The organism is Pseudosulfitobacter sp. SM2401 (assembly GCF_042932805.1).
In the GTDB taxonomy this organism is placed as follows: domain Bacteria; phylum Pseudomonadota; class Alphaproteobacteria; order Rhodobacterales; family Rhodobacteraceae; genus Ascidiaceihabitans.
This window is the reverse complement of the sequence record NZ_CP170633.1, coordinates 2898327-2918811: the sequence shown is the minus strand read 5'-3', so window position 1 is coordinate 2918811 and position 20485 is coordinate 2898327. Positions and strand designations below refer to the sequence as shown.

Sequence of the window (20485 nt, the reverse complement as noted above, 5' to 3'; positions counted from 1 at the left end):
ACAAGGCGGCAGCATGACTGCGCCGATATTGCTTTTTGCGCCCGCAACGGTGAACATCAACGGTGATGGATCAGTTTGGGGCATAAACAGTTGCAGATCATGTGTTTGAATGGGTGGGGCGGGAAACTGTACAGTGATCTGCTGCCCTATGTGGCAGATGCCGCCCCCGACGTTTTGTGCTTGCAAGAAGTGGTGCACAGCCCCGCGTCTGACAAGGATTGGCTGACCTACCGCGACGGTGATCACGTGCTGGCACAACGCGCGAATTTCTTTCGTGATGTTTGCAACGCGCTGCCAAATCATGTCGCCACATTTTGTCCGGCGGCGCAGGGTGTGCTGTGGGATGATGATGTTTCGGTGCCGTCATATTGGGGGCTTGCCACGTTTGTTCACAAATCGTTTCCGATCATTGGCCAGATCCAAGGCTTTGTTCACAAAGAATATTCGCCAGACGGATACGGTGATCATCCGCGTTCACGCAGCGCGCATGGGGTGCGGGTGTATGATCATCAAACGGGGCAGCCCGTCAGCGTCACGCACATGCACGGCCTTCGGGATTTGAATGGCAAGATGGACACGCCAGACCGCGCCGCCCAAGCACATCGATTGCTATGTTTGTCCCGGCAAGTTTCTGAGGCGGGTGATCTGTCGGTGCTCTGCGGCGACTTTAACGTCGAACCAGATAGCGAAACGCTGAGCATTTTAACCAACGCCGGCATGGTCGAACTGGTAAATGATCGAGGCTTTGAGACGACGCGCAATTCGCACTACAAAAAGCCGGGCAAGTTCGCAGATTATATGCTGATCAATCGCAAAAACGCTGTTCGGGACTTTCAGGTTATTCGTGATCCAGAAGTGTCAGATCATTGCCCGTTGGTATTGGAGTTATAATTTTTCGCGCTCCGACACATTCGTACGCAACCCATTTTAGGAACGACTTATTTAAAAGGTGAAGCATGGCAAGCAAGGACGTTCAACGACAAGCTGTGGTCATTATCCACGGGATCGGCGAGCAGCGACCGATGGACACGCTGCGTGGATTTGTCAAAGCGCTGTCAGGTTTTGGCCCCGAAGATTCCAAGCGGATTGTCTGGACGAAACCGGATACGATTTCGGCCGGGTTCGAACACCGAATGCTGACCTTGGGCGGGTCCAGATCACGGCCGCAAACAGACGTCTATGAACTGTATTGGGCGCATTTGGCTGACCCCACCCAAGAGCCTACATTCCCGGCTTGGTTCATCGGATTGTTTGGCCGCGACACGCGTTTGCTGCCAGATCGGTTCCGGCGGATCAAGCACGCTGGGTTTGCTGTGTTTGCGGTTGTGATTGCATTGGCTTTGCTGGTGGCTTGGGTGTTTCCGGTTGGCACGATCTACGGAAAACTGTCAGCAATGCCGATTGTCGCGCTGGTGGTCGGAGGCGTGGGTTTCAAACTGTCCAGCCTGTACCGAGGCACGATTTCCGATGTGTCCCGGTATTTTGATCCGCATCCAAAGAACGTTAAATCGCGCAATGAAGTCCGTGCGCTGGGCGTCGAATTTCTGGATCAATTGCACCAATCACATCGCCGATATGACCGGATTGTTGTGTGCGGCCATTCCATGGGCAGCGCGATCGGCTATGACATTTTGCAGCATCTTTGGTTTCGCATGCATGAGACGCACAAACGCCGGAATAAACCACGAGGAAATGCGAAAAAAGCGCTGTATCAAGCTATAAAAGACAATGAAATGCGCGCGATCCCCACGCTTCAATCCGCCGTTTTCGAGGAGCAAAAAACCGTTGGAAATCCGTGGCGCATCAGCGATTTTATAACGCTGGGCAGCCCACTTGCACATGCCGATCTTATTTTGGCGCAAAGCAAAGAGGACTTTGATGACCGTATCAGTGCAGGCGAATTGTCGGCCTGTCCACCACGGCTGGAGCACAATTCCAGCCGACTTGGCTTCTTGAGGAAATACAGCATTCAGGGCGGAAGTTTCCGTTCGATTGAATTGCTAAATCACCGCTCTGCATTTGCGGCGACACGCTGGACGAACATCTATTTTCCTGTACGCAAGTTTGTTTTGGGTGATCCCATTGGCGGCCCTGTTGCACCTGTTTTTGGCTCTGGCATCTCGGATGTTGCCGTTGATTTGCCAGAACTCGGGTCCGGTTTTCGTCACTTGGATTACTGGCGCGAAGACACCCATGATCAGAAAAACACGGATCAAGAAATGGCACGGCCACTTACCGCCTTGCAAAACGCGCTCGCGTTAGAGTGGGTGAAAGACGCGTAAACCGTTGAAAAAGCGCTTTTCACTCTAGCCATACGCCGCTTTCCTATCCCAAAGAATAGTCCCGCTAGGCAAATTGCCTGAACAGTAGCCCTTTGCTGGTCTGCTCGAAATCATCGCCCAAAGGTAGTCATCACTCATCCCTTTCAGTGTGAGGACTGAGGCAATGATGACGAGTAACAATCTGGTACGATGTGCCACCACCGCGATTTTCAGCGCAGCAATTCTTGCGCCGAACCTGGGCGAGGCTGCCTCTAAAAAAGCCAAGCCATTGACGGCGGCCACTGTGTTTGACGCAGAAAAACGCAAAAAGACCAAACATGAAATTGGACAGCGTGTGTCCTATTCGGCCTATCTAAGCACGCGTTTTCAAAGCGAACGCAATCAACGTCGCGACGATGGTGTCGATGATCGCTCGGATGAGTATGCTTTGTATCTTGGGCTTGTGGGGCGCGTTGATCTGGGTCGTGGCATGATCGCGTTTGGTCATGGCGAACTGGATGCCCGGTCTAAAACCACCCACACCCGCCGTTATGACTTGGCGACACGCTGGACCACAAAAGAAGCGTTTGTATCCTTTGAAGTGAACGATGCAGCACGCATCACAGTTGGACGCATGCGGTTTTCCGATCTGAACAAATGGGTCGCCGACGCCGCAGTCGACGGCATCCACTACGGTCATAAAACCAAAGATCGCGTAACCGAACTTGCGGCATTCAATGGCACCGACGATGCGGACGCATCATATCTGATGGCGCATCTCGGGCGGGTAAACAACAAGATCCGGTATGGTGCTTTGGCGTTGGTTGAAAACGACGGCGCAGACAATCGGTTGCATGTTTCCGGTTACGCCAGCGCGTTTGTGTCCCAGCGTTTTTCATACGAATTGAATGTTGGGGCGGTTGCCGGTGACGCCGCAAATGGCAAACGCGCAGGCGTCGGGTTTGATGTGCGCGGCACCCATAAATTCGGGTTCAGCAAGCTTAACCCTCAGCTGATGTTCGGCTTTGCCGCAGGGTCCGACGGCTATCAGCAGTCCGGTCTGCAATCCAACAAAACCTACAATCGCGGTCAAACCCAAGTGCATCGCTACGGCCATGCGTTCCAGCCTGACCTGACAAATTTGGCGGTTGGATCCGTGGCTGTCGGCATCCGCCCGTCACGCAAATTGTCCATGGATCTGGGCCTGCATGTCTATGGACAACTCAGCAAATCCAGCAGCGGACCAAACGCGCGCCTGTCTGGTGCGACCACTGGAATGTCATCCTTTCTGGGCACCGAAGTCAGCCTTGTTGGTGCATGGCGCCCGTCCAAAAAATCCAAAGTCGAATTTGGTGTCGGCCATTTTAATCCAGGCCCCGCCTACGTCGATCAATCTGCAGCAACACGCGTTTATCTGCGCATGTCCGTAACCTTCTGAGGTCTTTGTTATGAAACGTTTTTCCCTAATTTCTGCCCTGTGTGTCGCCTATGCCAACACATGCGCACCCGCCTTTGCGAACGATACCAGCTTGTACGCCCAAGCGCTTCCTACCGACGCGAGTTTTGTGCGTTTTGTGGGGTTCGATACCCAAGACACGGCCACATTCGCGGGCTTTACCTTTGATCTGGTTGCAGATGATGCAGGTAAGTACATTCCCGTGTCCGCCGCGGCATTGAACGACATTGCATCAGGCAGCTACACATCGATTTTGCGCGCATCCGATGGAACGCTGCAAATCATCAACGAGGGCGCGCGCAGCCGACAATCCAAGGTCGCATTGTTGCTGGTAAACGGCACCAACGCGGCACTTGAATTGCGCTTGAGCGACGGGTCAGTTGCTGTGATCGAAAACGTCGATCCCGCCATGTCAGCCCTGCGCGAAGTCAATCCCGTCGCCATCACATTAGGTGTGTTCAAGGTGGGGCAAGACACACCGCTGGCCACCTTTGATGTGGCGCTGCGTCGTGGTCAGAACCTCAGCTTTGTTGCGGATGACAACGGCGTGCGCCTGATCGAAAACCAATTTGCGCCACTCGCGAAATAATTGTTTGGCCAAGAGGACAACGTCATGATTTTTTCCAGCTCTATCTTTGTGTTCGGGTTTCTGCCCTTGTTCTTGATGGCGTATTACGCCGCTCCGAAATCTGCGCGCTCCGTTATGATTTTGTTGGGCAGCTATGCGTTTTACGGCTGGTGGCGCATCGATTATTTGGCCGTTGTCTTTGGCATGTCGGCGATCAGCTATCTGGCAGCACATGTTGCATTTACTGCACAAACGCAGGCGGTCAAAACCTGGGCTGTGCGCCTCGGCGTGACCTTTGATTTGGCAGTTCTGGGCTATTTCAAATACACAATGTTCGCGATGTCGGGCCTAAGTGATCTGTCGGTGGCTTTGGGTGGGGCGGACATCACTGTGCCTGCGATTATCCTACCCATCGGCATCAGCTTTCACACCTTTCAATCGATCAGCTACATCGTGGATGTGTCGCGCAAAGATGCACCGCCCGCCCGCAACTTGATCGATTTTCTGGCTTTTGGATCACTGTTCCCGCAACTGATTGCAGGGCCGGTCTTGCGCTACAAAGATCTCGCCGACCAGTTCGCGGAGCGCACGCATACGCCTGCAAAATTCGTCCAAGGCATTGCCCGCTTTGCCCAAGGGTTGGCGATGAAAGTGTTGATCGCAGATAATGTCGCGCCTTTGGCTGACCGGATGTTCGCGCTGTCCAATCCGACAGGCGCAGAAAGCTGGCTGGGGGCCTTGGCCTATTCGATCCAGTTGCTGTTTGATTTCGCCGGCTATTCGTCGATGGCCATTGGTTTGGGGTTGATGATCGGCTTTCAATTCGTCGAGAACTTCAACGCGCCCTACACCAGCAAATCGATCACCGAATTCTGGCGGCGCTGGCATATCAGCCTGTCCTTGTGGTTGCGCGATTATCTGTACCTGCCACTGGGTGGCAACCGGCGCGGGGCAGCCCGCACGTACGTTAATCTCGCCCTGACGATGGTGCTCGGTGGCTTGTGGCATGGCGCAAACTGGACCTTCATTTTGTGGGGGGCATGGCACGGCATCTGGTTGGCAGCAGAGCGCGCATTGGGTGCAAAATCCAAGTCCACCGTTTGGCCGACGCTGATCGCTTGGCCTGTCACCATGACCGTCGTGATGATCGGCTGGGTGATGTTTCGGGCCGCGACAGTAAGCGATGCAATCAACGTTTACACAGGCATGATCGGACTGAACGGCTGGTCACTGTCGGCATCGACGGCGTGGCAAATCCAACCCACTGAAATCGCCGCCCTGATGTTGGGTTCTGTCATCGCTGTGCTCGGGCAACGCCTGTCAAACGTGACGATACAAATGCCCGCTGGACTGCGCTTGACCTCAACCTTTGCGCTGATGGGCGTGGCATGCATGGCCTTGCTCGCGCAAACCCATTCCCCTTTCTTGTATTTTCAATTCTAAGGATCACGAACATGATGTCGTTAAATGAAAAATCACAAATGCTTGCCTCTGTCGGGTTCGTCGTTTCCTTGGCCGCTGTGGGTCTCGGCACTCACATCTCTATGGACAAACCGTCTGGCGCCAACAGTGCTATTAGCGGTGCGTTCCAGTCAATGTACGAGGCTGGCTTCACCCAAGCGAACCCGTTGAACACCATGTCGATCTCGGCCATGGGGGCATTCAAATTCGCCGCCTTCCAGCAGGCCGAGCCTGGCGCAATTGTCGGCAAAGACGGATGGCTTTTTACGGCGGAAGAATTCGAAGTCGGTTTGAACTTTTACGAAAACCTATCGCGCTCGGCGACGGAAATTGCCCGTGTTCAAGCGATTTTAAAACAGCAGGGGATCACGCTGATCCCGGTGATTGTTCCCGACAAAGCGGACGTCTATCCGGAGCATTTGTGGATGGATCGCCCAATGGAGGTCGTAACGCGGCGGGCGCATTTGCTGTCACTTTTGGCGGCGCGCAATGTGGCCGTTCTGGATGCGTTTGACACCCTTGCTCCGCACAAGACGTGGGGTGGTGGTTTCATCAAAGACGACACGCATTGGTCCCCCACCGGCAGCCGCGCTGTCGCCGAAATGATCGCAGCCCACCATGCCCGACTGGATGTCGAATTGACATCTGCAACAGTCACAACGACCCAAGGACCAACCGTGAATTTTGACGGAGACTTGCTGCAATTTGTGCCCACAGGTGCTCTGCGAACAGCATTCGGACCAGCCCAAAACCAGATCGATACCTACACAACCACCGTCGAGGCAGCAGGTGGGTTGTTTGGCGACATCACTGTCGACGTCGCCTTGGTTGGAACCAGCTTTAGCGCCAAATCAGAGTGGAACTTTGCGGGTTTTCTACAAGACGCACTGGGCGCTGATGTCCTGAATTTTGCGATCTCTGGCGAGGGTCCATTTCGCCCGATGCAGGACTTTCTAGCTTCCGATACTTTTCAAAATACCCCCCCTAAAATTGTCGTCTGGGAAATCCCTGCGCGCTACACATCCAAGGACATGAACCAATGAAACGCATCGTTACGCAACTGACCTTGGTCGCCGCAATGACCTGCTCTGCCGCCAATGCGGATCCATATTGTGCGGACCTGATTTCGCAAGATCAACTTCCCAAAAAGTACCAAAAGCGTGGCCCATTTTATTCGGACGTCGCCACAGGTTGGATTGTGGGGCAGGACCAATTCAAGAACAAATACGATGTCAGTGCCGAGGCAGAAATCCTGTGGCGCGGCATCACGGCAGAGTTCGACAAGCACGGTGTTGAACTGGTTGTACTGGCCGCTCCGCCACGTCCGTTGTTTGCGCCCCAATCGGCGATCGATGCGATGGACCTGCCAGCAGATGTCAAAATGTCCGATCTGGACGATGGGTTCAGTGCCTATATTGCGGCTTTGAATGCGGCAGGCATTACTGCGCCGGATTTATCCACGATTGCCGCCGACGCATCATCCGCAGATTACTATTTCGCCCGTGACACGCATTGGACGCCGATGGGCGCTGGCGTGTCGGTTGCGCATTTGAATGCTGCAATGGGGCGTGCGTCTGTTTCAGACAGCATGGCGCGGATCGATGGCTCGGCCACATACGAGGAAAAAGGGTCTTTGGCGGGTGTCGTAAAAGACGTGTGCGGCGCGCGCCCGGACATCGAAACCGTTCCAGCCCCTCAATACGCCGAGCAAGGATCAGCCACGTCATTGCTGGGCGATGCGCCTGAATTGGATAAGATCGCATTGGTTGGTACCAGTTTTTCTGATCGCTACCAAAGTGATGCGTATCAAGTCGCGGGGGCGCTCGCCTTTGTGATGGGGGCATCTGTCGACAATTTTGCGGTGACAGGCGGTGGATTGGTCGGGTCAATCGAGGCCTTTGTGCGCAGCGGTGCATTGGCAAATGGCGACTACAAGACCGTGGTTTGGGAGACGCCGTATTCCGCACCGTTGACCCACGTTGACGGCTTGCGTCAAGTGCTGGGCGCGTTGCAAACAAATGACGAACAGGTTCCGGCGGACACGTTGGACACCCGTATCGGCAAAGACTGGATCAGTATTGATCACAGTTTCCCGGTCACAGATGTACGCCGGTTAGAGATCGAAACAGAACACACCAACACGGGGCATTTGGTTGTCGAACTGATCGACGCTAAGGGGGGCAAAACCCGGACCAAGCTTGTGAAAACGGACCGTGTATCCGCCGACCTTCGCCACACAAAATGGGCGGTTGCACTGGATGATGTTCCAGAAGGCCAGATTGTTCGCATCAAATTGCGCTTGCCCAAAGCAAAGTCGCAAGAGGTTGCAATCGTTCGGTTCTTTGACTGAAATCGGGCGGGATCCTGCGTGGGCTATACTAAAGTATAGTCCACTATACCCCTGCGTGATGGGGATATTTTCGTGTCAGTGGTATTGCGGCTTCAAATCGCCACAAAACCCGGAGCACTCATGTCCTTTTTGAACGCCTTATGCGCCACAGCAGCTGTTATTTCGTTTGCGTCGATGCCTGCTTTTGCAGACACTTTGCCTGCCCCAAAGGGCGAGGTGTTGTTGACCATTTCGGGCAACCTGAGTCACGAAACAGCAGGCGCTGCAAAGGGGACGGTGACGTTGGACCTGGAAATATTACAATCGCTTGAAACCCAAGTGTTCACGACTTCCACGATCTGGATAGAGGGCAACATCGAATTCACTGGTGTTAGCCTGCGTGATGTTTTGGACTATGCTGGGGCGGCGGGCACGTCAATCCAGGCGATCGCGTCCAACGACTACAAAGTCGACATCCCCACCGACACGTTGACGGGTGGGTCGAATGAAAACGCGCCCATTGTTGCCTATTTCATGGACGGTACCGAAATGTCAGCGCGTGGAAAAGGGCCACTTTGGATCGTTTACCCCTACGACGATGACGCGCAATATCGTACAGAGGTCGTATACTCGCGTTCGATCTGGCAGTTGGACCGGATTGTGACGGTTCAGTAGGGCGCGGGGTATGCCCAATGGCACTGGAAAGGCACCCGATTTGTTTAAGCAGAATGATAGAGTGCGCCGCTTTGTGCCTTTGGGGATCATCCTTGTAGGTATTGTCGTTCTGGCAGGCTTGGCGCTGGCCATTACCCAACGCATGAACGAACTGCGCGAGGCACCGGGCGACAATCTGACATGGACGCTTTCGCAGGTCGAAGTTGACGTTCTGGTTCTGATGGATGAGGCATTGCTGACTGCCCAAGCAGAGGTTCAGGATGTCAGCGATATTCGTCGCCGGTTCGACAATTTGTACAGCCGTACCAGCACGTTGCGCGATGCGCCGGTGTTCCTTGAGATGCGCAAAGACGAGGTTTTCAGCAGTCAGCTGAGCACGCTGGAAAGATGTTTGACCAAGCTGGCAAAGATCATCGACAGCCCCGACGCAGAGCTTTTGGCAAATTTGACCCCGCTGGTGAATGAACTCAAGCAGATCCGCGAAGAGGCGCATGCCATTGCGTTGACCGGCATCGGTTTGCGGTCGCAGACTTCGGATATTGAACGCGCGTCGCTGGCGCGTTTGTTGCTGATTGCAGCCTTGGTCAGCCTGTTGACCATTCTGTTTCTCGGGTTCGTATTGTTTGTTATCGTGCGTCAATACAGGCTGCGTCACGAAGCATCCGATGCTGTTGTGCGCGCCAACGCACGCCTTAAATCGACCTTTGACGTGTCTTTGGATGCGATTGTTGTCGCGAATACGGACGGCGTCATTTTGGAATTTAACGAGGCGGCGGAAACCGTTTTCGGCTTTGATTCCAGCGAGGCGGTGGGGCAGGACATGTCAGAAATGATCATCCCCCAACACCTGCGCGCAGCCCACATCGCGGGGATGGAGCGCTTTAACAAAACCAAAGAACCGCATCTGGTTGGCAAAGGCCGGATCGAAATCACGGCCCTGCGAAAATCAGGCGAAGAGTTTCCGGTCGAGATTTCCATTGGCATGGCGTCCGATCATCGCGGCACAATTTTCATCTCGTATTTGCGGGACATCACCGAACGTGTCGCCGCCGAACAAGACCTGAAAACGGCCCGGGACGAAGCGCTGGCTGCCGAGAAAGCGAAATCCAATTTCCTCGCAGTGATGAGCCACGAAATGCGCACGCCACTGAACGGGATCTTTGGGACGCTCGAATTGTTGGGCAACTCCGAGATCAACAAGAAGCAACGCAGCTACTTGGATATCGCGAAGCGCTCCGGCGATATTTTGCTGCATCATGTGAACGATGTTTTGGACATTTCGCGCATGGACGCCGAAAAAATGGAGCTGGTTGAAGACACATTTGACCTTGCTCAGTTCTTTGAGGACGTGATCACCACCAACGAGGCGACGGCTGATGCGCAAAGCAATACGCTGAAACTGCAGTTGGAAAAAATGCCAGAGGGGGCTGTCTTAATGGACGAGCGCAGGATGCGTCAGGTGACCTACAATCTGATCAGCAATGCGTTGAAATTTACGACCAACGGCACGGTGACGCTGCGGGCAAACTCGACACTTGATCAGCACGGACAATCCACGTTGGAATTTAGCGTGATTGATACAGGCGTTGGGATTCACGCCGAGGATCAAGCGCATGTTTTCGACCGGTTTTACACCCAAGAGCGATCCTACGACCGCTTTGCCTCGGGCGCGGGCCTTGGGCTCGCCATTTGCAAACAATTGGTCGACATGATGGGCGGGACGATTTCGCTACAGAGTCAGGTTGGCAAAGGCACCAGCTTTACCGTGGTCGTGCCATTCAAAACCAGCGATACCGCGCAGAAACCTGCTGAGATCACAGAGGTTGCCGTGGATTTGACCCCACTTGAAGGTCAAGAAATCTTGTTGGTCGAAGACAATGAAATCAACCGTCTGATCGTGCATGAAATGCTAATGGCAAACGGGATGGTTGTGCACGAGGCCCACAATGGCCAAGAGGCTGTCGACCTTGCGCAAACCCGCAAATACGCGGCGATTTTGATGGACGTCAGCATGCCCGTCATGAACGGGGTTGATGCCACAGAGATCATTCGCAACACCTTTGGTCCCAACCAAAACGCCAAGATTATCGGGCTGACTGCGCACGCTTTGGCAGATGAACACGCTCGGTTTATTGCCTCCGGGATGAACTCTGTTTTGAACAAACCTATCGCACAGGCGACCCTGCTAAATGCGATGTTGCGCGCTGTCCAAGACGAAAATTTGCAGCAAGATGCGATCTGGAAAGATGAGGCCGACGCGCTAATTGCAGCAGATACATTTGATGAACTTGAACAGCTTCTCCAGCCGGAACGCCTGCAAAAACTTATCGCTGATTTTGATGCTGAAATCACCGGCTTACTTGCCCAAGTCCCACAGCTTTTGTCAGATGGAGACATGCCGACGCTGGCGGCAGATGTGCATAAATCGATTGGATCGGCTGGGATGATCGGTGTGCATCATTTCCAATCTGCCTTGCGTGGTCTGGAACAGGCGGCAAAAGCTGCGAACGTCGAGAGTGCAAACAAGCACGCGGATATAGTAATGGCGGCATGGCCTGCAACCCAATCCGCACTTCAGGCCAAATCCTATACTTTGGGATAGTGCGCCCTATGCCTTGGTGCAGTGACCTGAACCGCTGCGCCCACATAAGTTCATGAATTAAAGCCTATAAATTCCGGATAGTCGTTGGCATTCCGCCGATTCTAACCTGGAGTATGCAATGAACATTCGTCATGAATGTCCAATGCCGGATCTGTCTTTTTCAGTGACAGCACCGTTGCATTTACACAAAGCGAACGGATGCAAAGTGATTGCAAACCGTTGGTCTTTGGCCGGGATTTGGCTGGAAAATGAACATGGTGACATGTCGGGCGACATTGAAATGTCGATCCCGTTCCAAGGTGTCGAAGTGTCTTTTCCTGCGCGACTTAAAGCGACTGAAACGCCGGGCCACTACACATTCCAGGACCTGACGGTGCGCCAACGCGAGACGCTCGGCGCGTTTCATCAGGGCGTTTTGTCAGGGCGCATGGTGTCTACTAGCGACATGATCGCGAGCCTTGATACCCCTGTTGATCTGGTCCCCATGGGCGAGACCGAAGAAGAAGAAGCCGCAGGCCGCGCCAAGGCCAAGCCCCGACTGTTGCGCATCATTTGGAACGCGGTATTTTACCTTGCTGCGGCCGCATTTCTGGTACTGTTTTTGGGCGGTCAAATCTGGCAACGCCTGTCACATGTTCAATTGGACCATGCCCGTTTTGTCGCTCCAATCACTGCCTACGGAGCCTCTGAATCCGGCTACATCACACGGGTCAATGTCGCGATTGGCGATCAGGTTAAACCTGGCGATATCCTCGCGCGGATCGAAGATCCTGACCGCGAAAGTGACGTCGAAGATGTGCGCGCCGAGGTTCTGTTGGCAGAGCGACGTTTGCGCACAGCCCAAGACCGGGTGGCCAAGCACGTCGCGCAACGCGTGGCTCAGCGCAGATCGCTTTGGTTGCGTTTTCAGGTGTTGTGGACGCCTTGGGCCGCCAACGATCCGCACCTGTTGGTCTACCCTGATCAGATCGAAATCGCCCGTCGTGCCTTGTACGATTTTGACCGCGGTCGTGACATCAACGCATTGGCGTATTTTGATATTCTCGGCACGCTGGAGGAATCTGTCGGCGAGCGTGATTTGGATCTGCGGCGCTGGAAACGCGAACTGCGCCACCGCAAAGCTGCAGCTGACGAACTGGTCGTTCGGGCCAAATTCAACGGCACCGTCTTTGGGGTGCACGCGCTCAAAGGCAACTATGTGGCGCGTGATGATCTTATCGTCGAGGTCGAAGACAACACGCCTCGTGTTGCTGTGGGTTGGGTCGATGACAGCATGGCCACGGCGGTGCACATCGGCATGATCGCCGACGTATCGTATGTCTTTCGCGGTCAATCCAAACGCATCATGGGTCAGGTAACCGACATTCAGGCCGGCACGGATATTGCCCAACCGGACAAGTTCGGGATGGTTGTGACGATCAAAGCAGATGACGCGGGTCTTCGGAAAACCCGCAAGTGGTTTCGACGCAATGCACCGGCACGTATCCGGTTGAAACGAAACCTTTTTGCGTCATGGTTCGGGGGCGCAGATGGAAGCGCCTAAAACAGTTCACGCCTTTGAAAAACATTTGGATGGCTGGTTGAACAGCTTGTCAGGACCGTCCCCAAAGGGCTTTGACAAGTGGTCATTCCGGATGATTGCCCAGTTCACAGTCTTGATCGCGTTGTTGATTGCTGCATTGGTATTTTGGCCTAACAACTTCTTTAATCCGAACCTGATCAATATCACTTTCACGCTTGGATCGCTTGGGTTGTGGCGCTTTGGATGGTGGTTCACGCACGCTGTTCGGGCCGAGATTTTCGCCCGCTCGAAATTCCCGAAAATGCGCGCCAAGGCAAACAAAGTCTGGCAATCAGGATGGCGTCCGCAGCATTTGCACATTCAAATGACGACTTACTTTGAAGAACCCGCAATCACGCGGCGGGTCATCGGATCTATCATCGGGCAAATCCGGCGCGAAGGCATTCCAACCACGCTTTGGATCGGAACAGGGTCGTCTTATGACGAGGAAATAATTACCGATTTCGTGCGGACCCAAGGTGTGGACGTTGATGCCGAGATCGTTTTTCTGCGTCAAAACCAACCCGGAAAACGCATGGCGATTGGCATGATCTTGCGTGCGATCAACCGTGCATGCGTTGGCCCCGACGATCTGGTGATTTTTATGGATGGTGATGCGGTCTATGGCATCGATGTGCTGGAAAAAACCTGTTCCATGTTTGGTGCCGATCCCGATTTGCAGGCGTTGACCACCAACGAAGAGGTGATTTGTTATGGCCCGCAATGGATTCAAAACTGGCTGTCCATGCGATTTGCCCAACGTCGATTAGCGATGCAAAGCCATGCGATGTCGGATAAGGTTTTGACGCTGACCGGCCGCATGAGCGTCTTTCGCGCACGCTACATCATCGACGAAAAATTCATCCGCACAATCGAGGCTGACCACCTGGATCACTGGCTGTGGGGACGGTTCCGGTTTTTGTCCGGCGACGACAAAAGCACGTGGTACTACCTGTTGTCCAAGCACGCCAAAATGACCTACGTGCCTGATGCGTGCGTCTACACTATCGAACAAATCGAAGGGTCTGGCACCGGCCGCATGGTCCAGAATTTCCGCCGCTGGTCGGGCAACATGTTGCGTAACGGATCACGTGCAATCGCGTTGGGTCCGTTTGTCGCAAAACCGTTCATCTGGTGGTGCTTGGTCGATCAGCGCATCGCAATGTGGACGATGTTGGTTAGCCCGACGCTGGCCATTCTGACCCTGTTCGTCGAACCTATGTACATCGTGCATTGCCTGATTTGGATCGTCCTTAGCCGCACTTTATTGTGCCTGTTTTTGTTTCGCTATGCCCGTGCACCCGACATTACTTGGCCGTTCATTTTGTACTTTAACCAGATCATCAACGCGAGCGTTAAGGTCTACATGATCTTTCATTTGAGCAAGCAGAAATGGTCTAATCGCGGCAACCAAAGCGCAGGTGGCGGCACCGCGATGATTGACAAAATCAAGAACACAACGGCGATGTTCCAACTGATAACAACGGTGGTTGGTTTCTTGATCGGACTGGCCATCTACATCGATGTTCTTGCCCTTCCGCATCTATTTTGACTTCATAACACATTGTATTTTAACAATTTAACGGAAAACACTTTGCCTATCCTTTTGAATACAACGACAATGCCATTGGGATAAAAACTGTCCTTGCGGGACCAAGAATAAAACGTTCGGGGCCTCTAAACATATTCACAGGCCAAGCGATGAACGTACGGCCACATGTGAGAGTGTTAGGAGTTAACCCATGATCTATCCAGTTATTCTGTGCGGCGGCAGCGGTACCCGTCTTTGGCCTTTGTCACGTAAAAGCTATCCTAAACAATTTGCGCAATTGCATGGTGACACCAGCCTGTTTGAGCAAACCGTCAAGCGGGTTCAAACCCCGGGCATTGCAGCCCCGATCGTCATTACAAATACAGATTATCGTTTCATCGTCGCCGAACAGCTGCAAACGGCAGGATCAGAAAATCCAACAATCATGATCGAACCCGAAGCACGCAATACCGCGCCTGCGATCCTGGCTGCAGCACTCAGTTTGCAAGACCAACCAGACGCGATCATGCTGGTTATGCCATCGGATCACGCCATCACGGATGAGGCTGCGTTCGAACAAGCAGTACGCGCCGGAGAGCAAGCTGCTGAGGCCGGAAAACTGATCACCTTCGGGGTGACGCCGGACCGCGCTGAAACGGGGTATGGCTATCTGGAATTGTTCGATCCGATCAATAGCGCGGTGCCTTTTGCACAGCCGCTCAAGGCGTTTGTCGAAAAGCCGGAACAAGACCTTGCAGACGAATTCTTTGCCTCGCGCCGCCACCTTTGGAACGCCGGTATCTTCATGTTCCGCGTCTCTGAAATTCTCGAAGCATTCGAAGTGTTGTACCCGCGTTTGATGATGCCTGTGCGCCGCGCAGTTGAAGGCGCACGTCGCGATCTTGATTTCTACCGGCTTGACGAAACACCCTACAAAACAGCCGAAGATATCTCGATCGACTATGCCGTGATGGAAGCGTGCGAAACGCTTTCGGTGATCCCACTGGATTGCGGTTGGTCCGATTTGGGCAGCTGGGCGTCCGTTTGGAAAACTGGCGATGCCGATGAAAACGGCGTTGTTCAACACGGCAACACCACGTCGATTGATTGCGAAAACACGCTGCTGCGATCAGAAACCGAAGGACTGGAATTAGTCGGCATTGGTTTGAACAACATCACGGCCATTGCGATGAGCGATGCGGTCTTGGTGGCTGACATGAGCAAGTCGGAAAACGTCAAAACAGCCGTCAAAATGCTGAAGGCCGAAAAGGTCAAACAAGCTGAACAGTTCCCCAAAGATCACCGCCCTTGGGGCTACTTTGAAACGCTGTCTTTGGGCGAACGGTTCCAGGTCAAACAGATCGTCGTGCACCCCGGTGCAGCGCTGTCATTGCAAAGCCACGTGCACCGTTCTGAACACTGGATCGTGGTCGCGGGATCCGCAAATGTGACCGTGGACGAGGACGTGAAGCTCGTTTCAGAAAACCAATCTGTATACATTCCACTTGGTGCAATCCACCGGCTGGAGAACCCGGGAAAAGTACCGTTGCACCTGATCGAAGTGCAAACTGGTGCCTACTTGGGCGAAGATGACATCGTGCGCTACGAGGACATTTATGCCCGTGCCAGTACCGATGACAAAGCTGCATAAACCAAGACCAACAAGCACTCTCACACCACCTTTAGCGGCGCCTTCGGGCGTCGTTTTTTTGTGTTTAACGCAGGTGAAGCCGACAAGGATAGGGGTCCCTATGCCAAAGGATAGTGGCGGCATACGGACGATGCTGTTTTTAACCTTTGGTGAAATAGAATCAATGAAATCAGCAGGCTAAACAGTGTTCAGTCACAAGTTAGGAACGAACACATGTTTGATTTACACCCACAATTCGATGACCATCTCTCTGGTCAGACGGCCTTTGCCCCACTGCATGTCATTGATGACAAACCCTCCATCAGTGTGGTCGGCCTTGGATATGTCGGCGCGGTTTCAACAGCCTGTTTGTCCAGCTTGGGTCACCACGTTATCGGCGTGGATATAGACACCAACAAGGTCGCGTGCATCGCAAATGGAGACTCCCCTATCCACGAGCATGACCTCGATCGCTTGTTGCGTGATGGTGTCGACGGCGGCCTAATCTCGGCCACAGCTGATCTAGTGCAAGCCGTTGTCGACACCAACGTTACATTTGTGTCCGTGGGCACCCCGACAGGCGCGGATGGTGGATGCGATCACAGCTACATCGAAGCCGCAGCCCGCGCCATTGGTGAGGGTCTGAAACACAAGACCGACTTCCACGTTGTCGTCATGCGTTGCTCGATCCCACCGGGTGTCACAATGAACTTTATGGCCCCGATTATCGAAGAAGCGTCTGGCAAGGTGGCTGGTGTTGATTTTGGCGTCTGCTTTAACCCGGAATTCCTGCGCGAAGGTGTCGCAGTCGAAGATTTCTATGCCCCGCCAAAAACCGTAATCGGTGCCAATGACGACCGCAGTGCTGCCATCATGACCCGCATATTTGAAGCGGTGGATGAAAACCCGATCGTGACGTCGATTGAAACAGCAGAAATGGTCAAATATGTCGACAACGTCTGGCACGCCACCAAGGTTTGTTTCGCCAACGAAGTCGGCCGTTTGTGCAAGCCTTTGGGCGTCGACAGCCACGACGTGATGGATGTGTTCGTGCAAGACACCAAGCTGAACTTGTCCCCGTACTACCTGAAACCCGGCTTTGCGTTTGGCGGATCATGCTTGCCCAAAGAAGTCCGCGCCGTGGCCCACATCGCCAAAGAAGCCGGCGTTTCGCTGCCGATGATCGAAAGCCTTGGGGTATCCAACGCCACACACATCGAACGCGCAGTTGAAATGGCCCGCGAAACCGGCGCAAAAACCGTAGGTGTTCTGGGTTTGGCATTCAAACCCGGCACAGACGATCTGCGCGAAAGCCCGATCCTCGAAGTGATCGCCGCCCTGAATACCGAAGGCGTGAACGTCGTGATCCATGACCCTGCGATCACACCTGATACACCGCTGGATGGCCAGTTGGCTTACGTCCGCCACGGCAGCGCGGGCCTGCAATCTTTGGCCAAAGATTTGCCGCACATGATGCGCGCAGATTGCGCTGATGTGGTGGCCAATGCGGATGCGTTGATCGTCACACACGCCAACGATTTGTACCGCCAAGCGATCAAGGATGCGGGCGATAAACCGGTCATCGATCTGGTTCGCATCAATGCCCAGACAACACCAAACGCGAACTACAACGGGATCGGCTGGTAATGCTGATCCTTCCCCAAACGTGATGTTTTTAAAGAGGAAATCATGAACACATCTAACATTTTGAACCAGCAAACCGGCACCAATGTGTCCGAAACGCTGGATGGCTCAAACACCGCAGATCTGCTTCTGGGGTTGTCGGGCAACGACACAATCACATCAGGCGGCGGCGATGACGTTGTTTATGGCGATTTCAGCACAGAAAACCTGCTGACGGGTACGGATGGTGCCTCCAGCTTTGCCCAATACGGCGAAACTGGCGCGTGGTCGGTTCAGGCCGAAGACGGCGGCCACACCAGCATGACGCAGTCCATCGACACGCAAGCGGGCGAAAGCTATGCGATCAGCTTTGATTTGGCTGCCAACTACGGCGCGCAATCTGTCAGCGGTGCAGTCGAGGTTCTTTGGAACGGCGAAATCATCGACAGCTTTGACACAAACAGTGCAACGTTTTCGCCCCACGGCATCACATTCGAGGGTGTGGATGGCTCAGGCGAACTGACCTTTCGATCAATCGACAGCACCGGCACATCTGGCCCCGTAGTGAACACGGATGGCCCGATTTTCTACACGCTAGAGGACAAGGACATCGGTGGCGAAACGGTCGAAGTCAAAGCCTTTGCAACCGGCCAATCCGGCATCTACCAAGTCATCAACGGCACCTTGCAAGTCTTTGATGCGGTCGAGGGAACCTACACCGTTGCCGGCAGCCAGGCGACAGTCACAGTGAACGCAATCGGCTTTAACGTCCAAGACAACTTGATCTACGGTGTGGCTGTTGGCGACGGCGTCGACAGCCTTGGGAACGCAGTCATCAAAACCGATTTGGTGATGTTGGATGCGGTTGGCGACAGCTACAAAATTGGCTCAACGCCTTACCGGTCATGGACGGGTGACTTTGATTCCAACGGCAACCTGTGGGCCTTTCAGTCCAGCATGGACAGCATGACGATGATCGATGTCGACAACGTGGATGCAAACGGCGACGTGGCAACCAAGACGTTCAAGTTCCCAAAGGACATGATCACTGATCAGTTGTGGGACGTGGCATTTGACGCGGTATCCCAAAGCTTTTGTGGCGTGACACGGCCAAGTGCTGAGGGCGAAAACGCCAGAATGTATGTGATCAACGTGGCGGCTGTCGCCGAGGGCGGTGAACCGACGTTCGAAACCATGGACGTCACCGGCACATTGATCGACGGCGTGATGCATGACGGCGTGCCTGCCATGTCATTTGGTGCTGCGATCCAGGATGCCGACGGCAATTTCTACGTGGCCGGCAACAGTGGCGATCACGACATGAACGATGCAACCGCAAGCGCCGGCGGCATCTACCGTGTGATCACGAACTCCGATACAGGAACGGTGTATCTTGAACTGGTCGCAACCAGCCCACGGTCTTCCTCGAATGACGGCACATCCGATCCGCGCGCTGCTGATCCTTTTGCTGAAATCGATGTTAGTGCATCGGTCTTGATCCGCAATCTGGACGTTACCGTCGTACCGGATGCCGACGACAGCTATGACGATTCCATCGAAAACGGCAGCGGTGCTGATCAATCTGATGGCGGTATTGGCCAAGACACTATCGCAGGCCAAAGCGGCAACGACACGTTGATTGGCGGCGAAGGCGACGACGAACTTTTTGGTGGCAACTCTGGCCAAAATTCGCCTGTCACGATCTACACCTACGACGAATTCGGCAATCGCTACGACGGCGACGGTAACTTGTTGCCCGAAGAAAACGATGAGCTGTTTGGCGGTGCCGGAAACGACATCATTCACGGCGGGTCTGGCCACGACATTCTTGATGGCGGCACAGGCAACGACGATCTGAATGGTGGATCTGGCCTTGATACGTTGAACGGGGGCGAGGGCAACGATATCCTTGCGTCTGGGTCCGAAAACGACGTGGCCAATGGCGGCGCGGGCGATGATCAGCTGATTGGCGGATCGGGCGACGATGCATTGTCTGGCGACGAAGGGCTGGACGATCTGGCGGGTGGCACAGGCGCTGACACGCTAGATGGCGGCGCGGGTGACGATCTGCTGAACGGCGGCATCGGTGATGACCTGTTGATCGGCGGCACCGGCAATGACGTGCTAAATGGCAGCACCGGCAACGACACGCTGACTGATGTGGCGGGTAACAACACGCTGAACGGCGGGTCGGGTCATGACAACATGACCGGCGGGTCCGGTATCGACAGCATCATCGGTGGCTCTGGCGACGACGTTTTGTCAGGTGAAGGCGCACGCGACGTTCTAAAGGGCGGCACGGGCAACGACACGCTGAACGGCGGCGGTGACAAGGACAAGCTGTACGGCGGCAACGGCGATGACGTGATCAACGGCGACCAAGGCAGCGATTACATCAACGCTGGGCACGGCGACGACGTGATTAATGCCGGAACCGGCCGCGACAAAATCTTGTCTGGCACAGGGTCTGACGACATCTGGGGCGGGGCGGACACCGACTGGTTTGTGTTCCGCACGTCTGATGCCAACAACAGCACCGACACGCTGCGCGACTACACGCACGATGGGTCCGAAAACGACCGCCTCGATCTGCGCAGTTTTGATGTGTTGGGCGATGGTTCGTCGTCAGCCGATTGGATCAGCGATCACATCAACCAAAACGCCGACAACAGCGTCACAATTGATCTGGGTGGTTTGACTATCAATCTGATTGATCACGCCGATTTGCAAGATCAGTTCTTTGATCAAGTGCTGGACGGCTTGCAGCTGTAAAACAACAAAGAGAGGC

14 protein-coding genes are annotated in these 20485 nt (G+C 54.2%); all 14 read left to right on the top strand.

Annotated features, from left to right (window positions below; genetic code table 11):
- The first annotated feature begins 99 nt into the window (after positions 1 to 99).
- The 14 genes from ACFIO0_RS14465 (at position 100) to ACFIO0_RS14400 (ending at position 20469) form a co-directional block, all read left to right on the top strand.
- Positions 100 to 891 carry an endonuclease/exonuclease/phosphatase family protein gene (locus tag ACFIO0_RS14465; RefSeq protein WP_390911104.1) on the top strand — a complete coding sequence of 264 codons (792 nt, stop codon included), beginning with the start codon at positions 100 to 102 and terminating at the stop codon, positions 889 to 891.
- Between the two features lie 65 nt (positions 892 to 956).
- Complete coding sequence (locus tag ACFIO0_RS14460; protein ID WP_390911103.1) at positions 957 to 2282, top strand: hypothetical protein; 1326 nt, start codon at positions 957 to 959, stop codon at positions 2280 to 2282.
- Between the two features lie 163 nt (positions 2283 to 2445).
- Positions 2446 to 3699, top strand: coding sequence for an alginate export family protein (locus ACFIO0_RS14455; protein WP_390911102.1), 1254 nt, complete (start codon positions 2446 to 2448; stop codon positions 3697 to 3699).
- A 10-nt stretch (positions 3700 to 3709) separates the two neighbouring features.
- Positions 3710 to 4306: an alginate O-acetyltransferase AlgF gene (locus ACFIO0_RS14450; RefSeq protein WP_390911101.1), complete on the top strand. Its 597-nt coding sequence runs from the start codon at positions 3710 to 3712 to the stop codon at positions 4304 to 4306.
- Positions 4307 to 4330: 24 nt separating this feature from the next.
- A complete protein-coding gene (locus ACFIO0_RS14445) occupies positions 4331 to 5728 on the top strand; it encodes an MBOAT family O-acyltransferase (RefSeq protein WP_390911100.1) in 1398 nt (465 codons plus the stop codon).
- 11 nt (positions 5729 to 5739) lie between these two features.
- Positions 5740 to 6789 carry a hypothetical protein gene (locus ACFIO0_RS14440; protein WP_390911099.1) on the top strand — a complete coding sequence of 350 codons (1050 nt, stop codon included), beginning with the start codon at positions 5740 to 5742 and terminating at the stop codon, positions 6787 to 6789.
- Positions 6786 to 8096: a hypothetical protein gene (locus ACFIO0_RS14435; protein WP_390911098.1), complete on the top strand. Its 1311-nt coding sequence runs from the start codon at positions 6786 to 6788 to the stop codon at positions 8094 to 8096. Before ACFIO0_RS14440 ends, ACFIO0_RS14435 begins: the two co-directional genes overlap by 4 nt.
- A 120-nt stretch (positions 8097 to 8216) precedes the next feature.
- Positions 8217 to 8750: a molybdopterin-dependent oxidoreductase gene (locus tag ACFIO0_RS14430; RefSeq protein WP_390911097.1), complete on the top strand. Its 534-nt coding sequence runs from the start codon at positions 8217 to 8219 to the stop codon at positions 8748 to 8750.
- Positions 8751 to 8790: 40 nt separating this feature from the next.
- Positions 8791 to 11352 carry an ATP-binding protein gene (locus ACFIO0_RS14425; protein WP_390911096.1) on the top strand — a complete coding sequence of 854 codons (2562 nt, stop codon included), beginning with the start codon at positions 8791 to 8793 and terminating at the stop codon, positions 11350 to 11352.
- Positions 11353 to 11470: 118 nt separating this feature from the next.
- Positions 11471 to 12895, top strand: a complete 1425-nt coding sequence (locus tag ACFIO0_RS14420) for an HlyD family efflux transporter periplasmic adaptor subunit (RefSeq protein WP_390911095.1) — start codon at positions 11471 to 11473, stop codon at positions 12893 to 12895.
- On the top strand, positions 12882 to 14465 hold the full coding sequence (locus ACFIO0_RS14415) for a glycosyltransferase (protein WP_390911094.1): 1584 nt from the start codon (positions 12882 to 12884) through the stop codon (positions 14463 to 14465). Before ACFIO0_RS14420 ends, ACFIO0_RS14415 begins: the two co-directional genes overlap by 14 nt.
- Positions 14466 to 14655: 190 nt before the next feature.
- Positions 14656 to 16095, top strand: a complete 1440-nt coding sequence (locus ACFIO0_RS14410; RefSeq protein WP_390911093.1) for a mannose-1-phosphate guanylyltransferase/mannose-6-phosphate isomerase — start codon at positions 14656 to 14658, stop codon at positions 16093 to 16095.
- A 213-nt stretch (positions 16096 to 16308) separates the two neighbouring features.
- Entirely contained in the window at positions 16309 to 17721 is a 1413-nt protein-coding gene (locus ACFIO0_RS14405) for a nucleotide sugar dehydrogenase (RefSeq protein ID WP_390911092.1), read from the top strand.
- Between the two features lie 42 nt (positions 17722 to 17763).
- Positions 17764 to 20469 (top strand): DUF6923 family protein, encoded by a 2706-nt coding sequence (locus ACFIO0_RS14400; RefSeq protein WP_390911091.1) that lies wholly within the window; start codon positions 17764 to 17766, stop codon positions 20467 to 20469.
- The last annotated feature ends 16 nt before the right edge of the window (positions 20470 to 20485 follow it).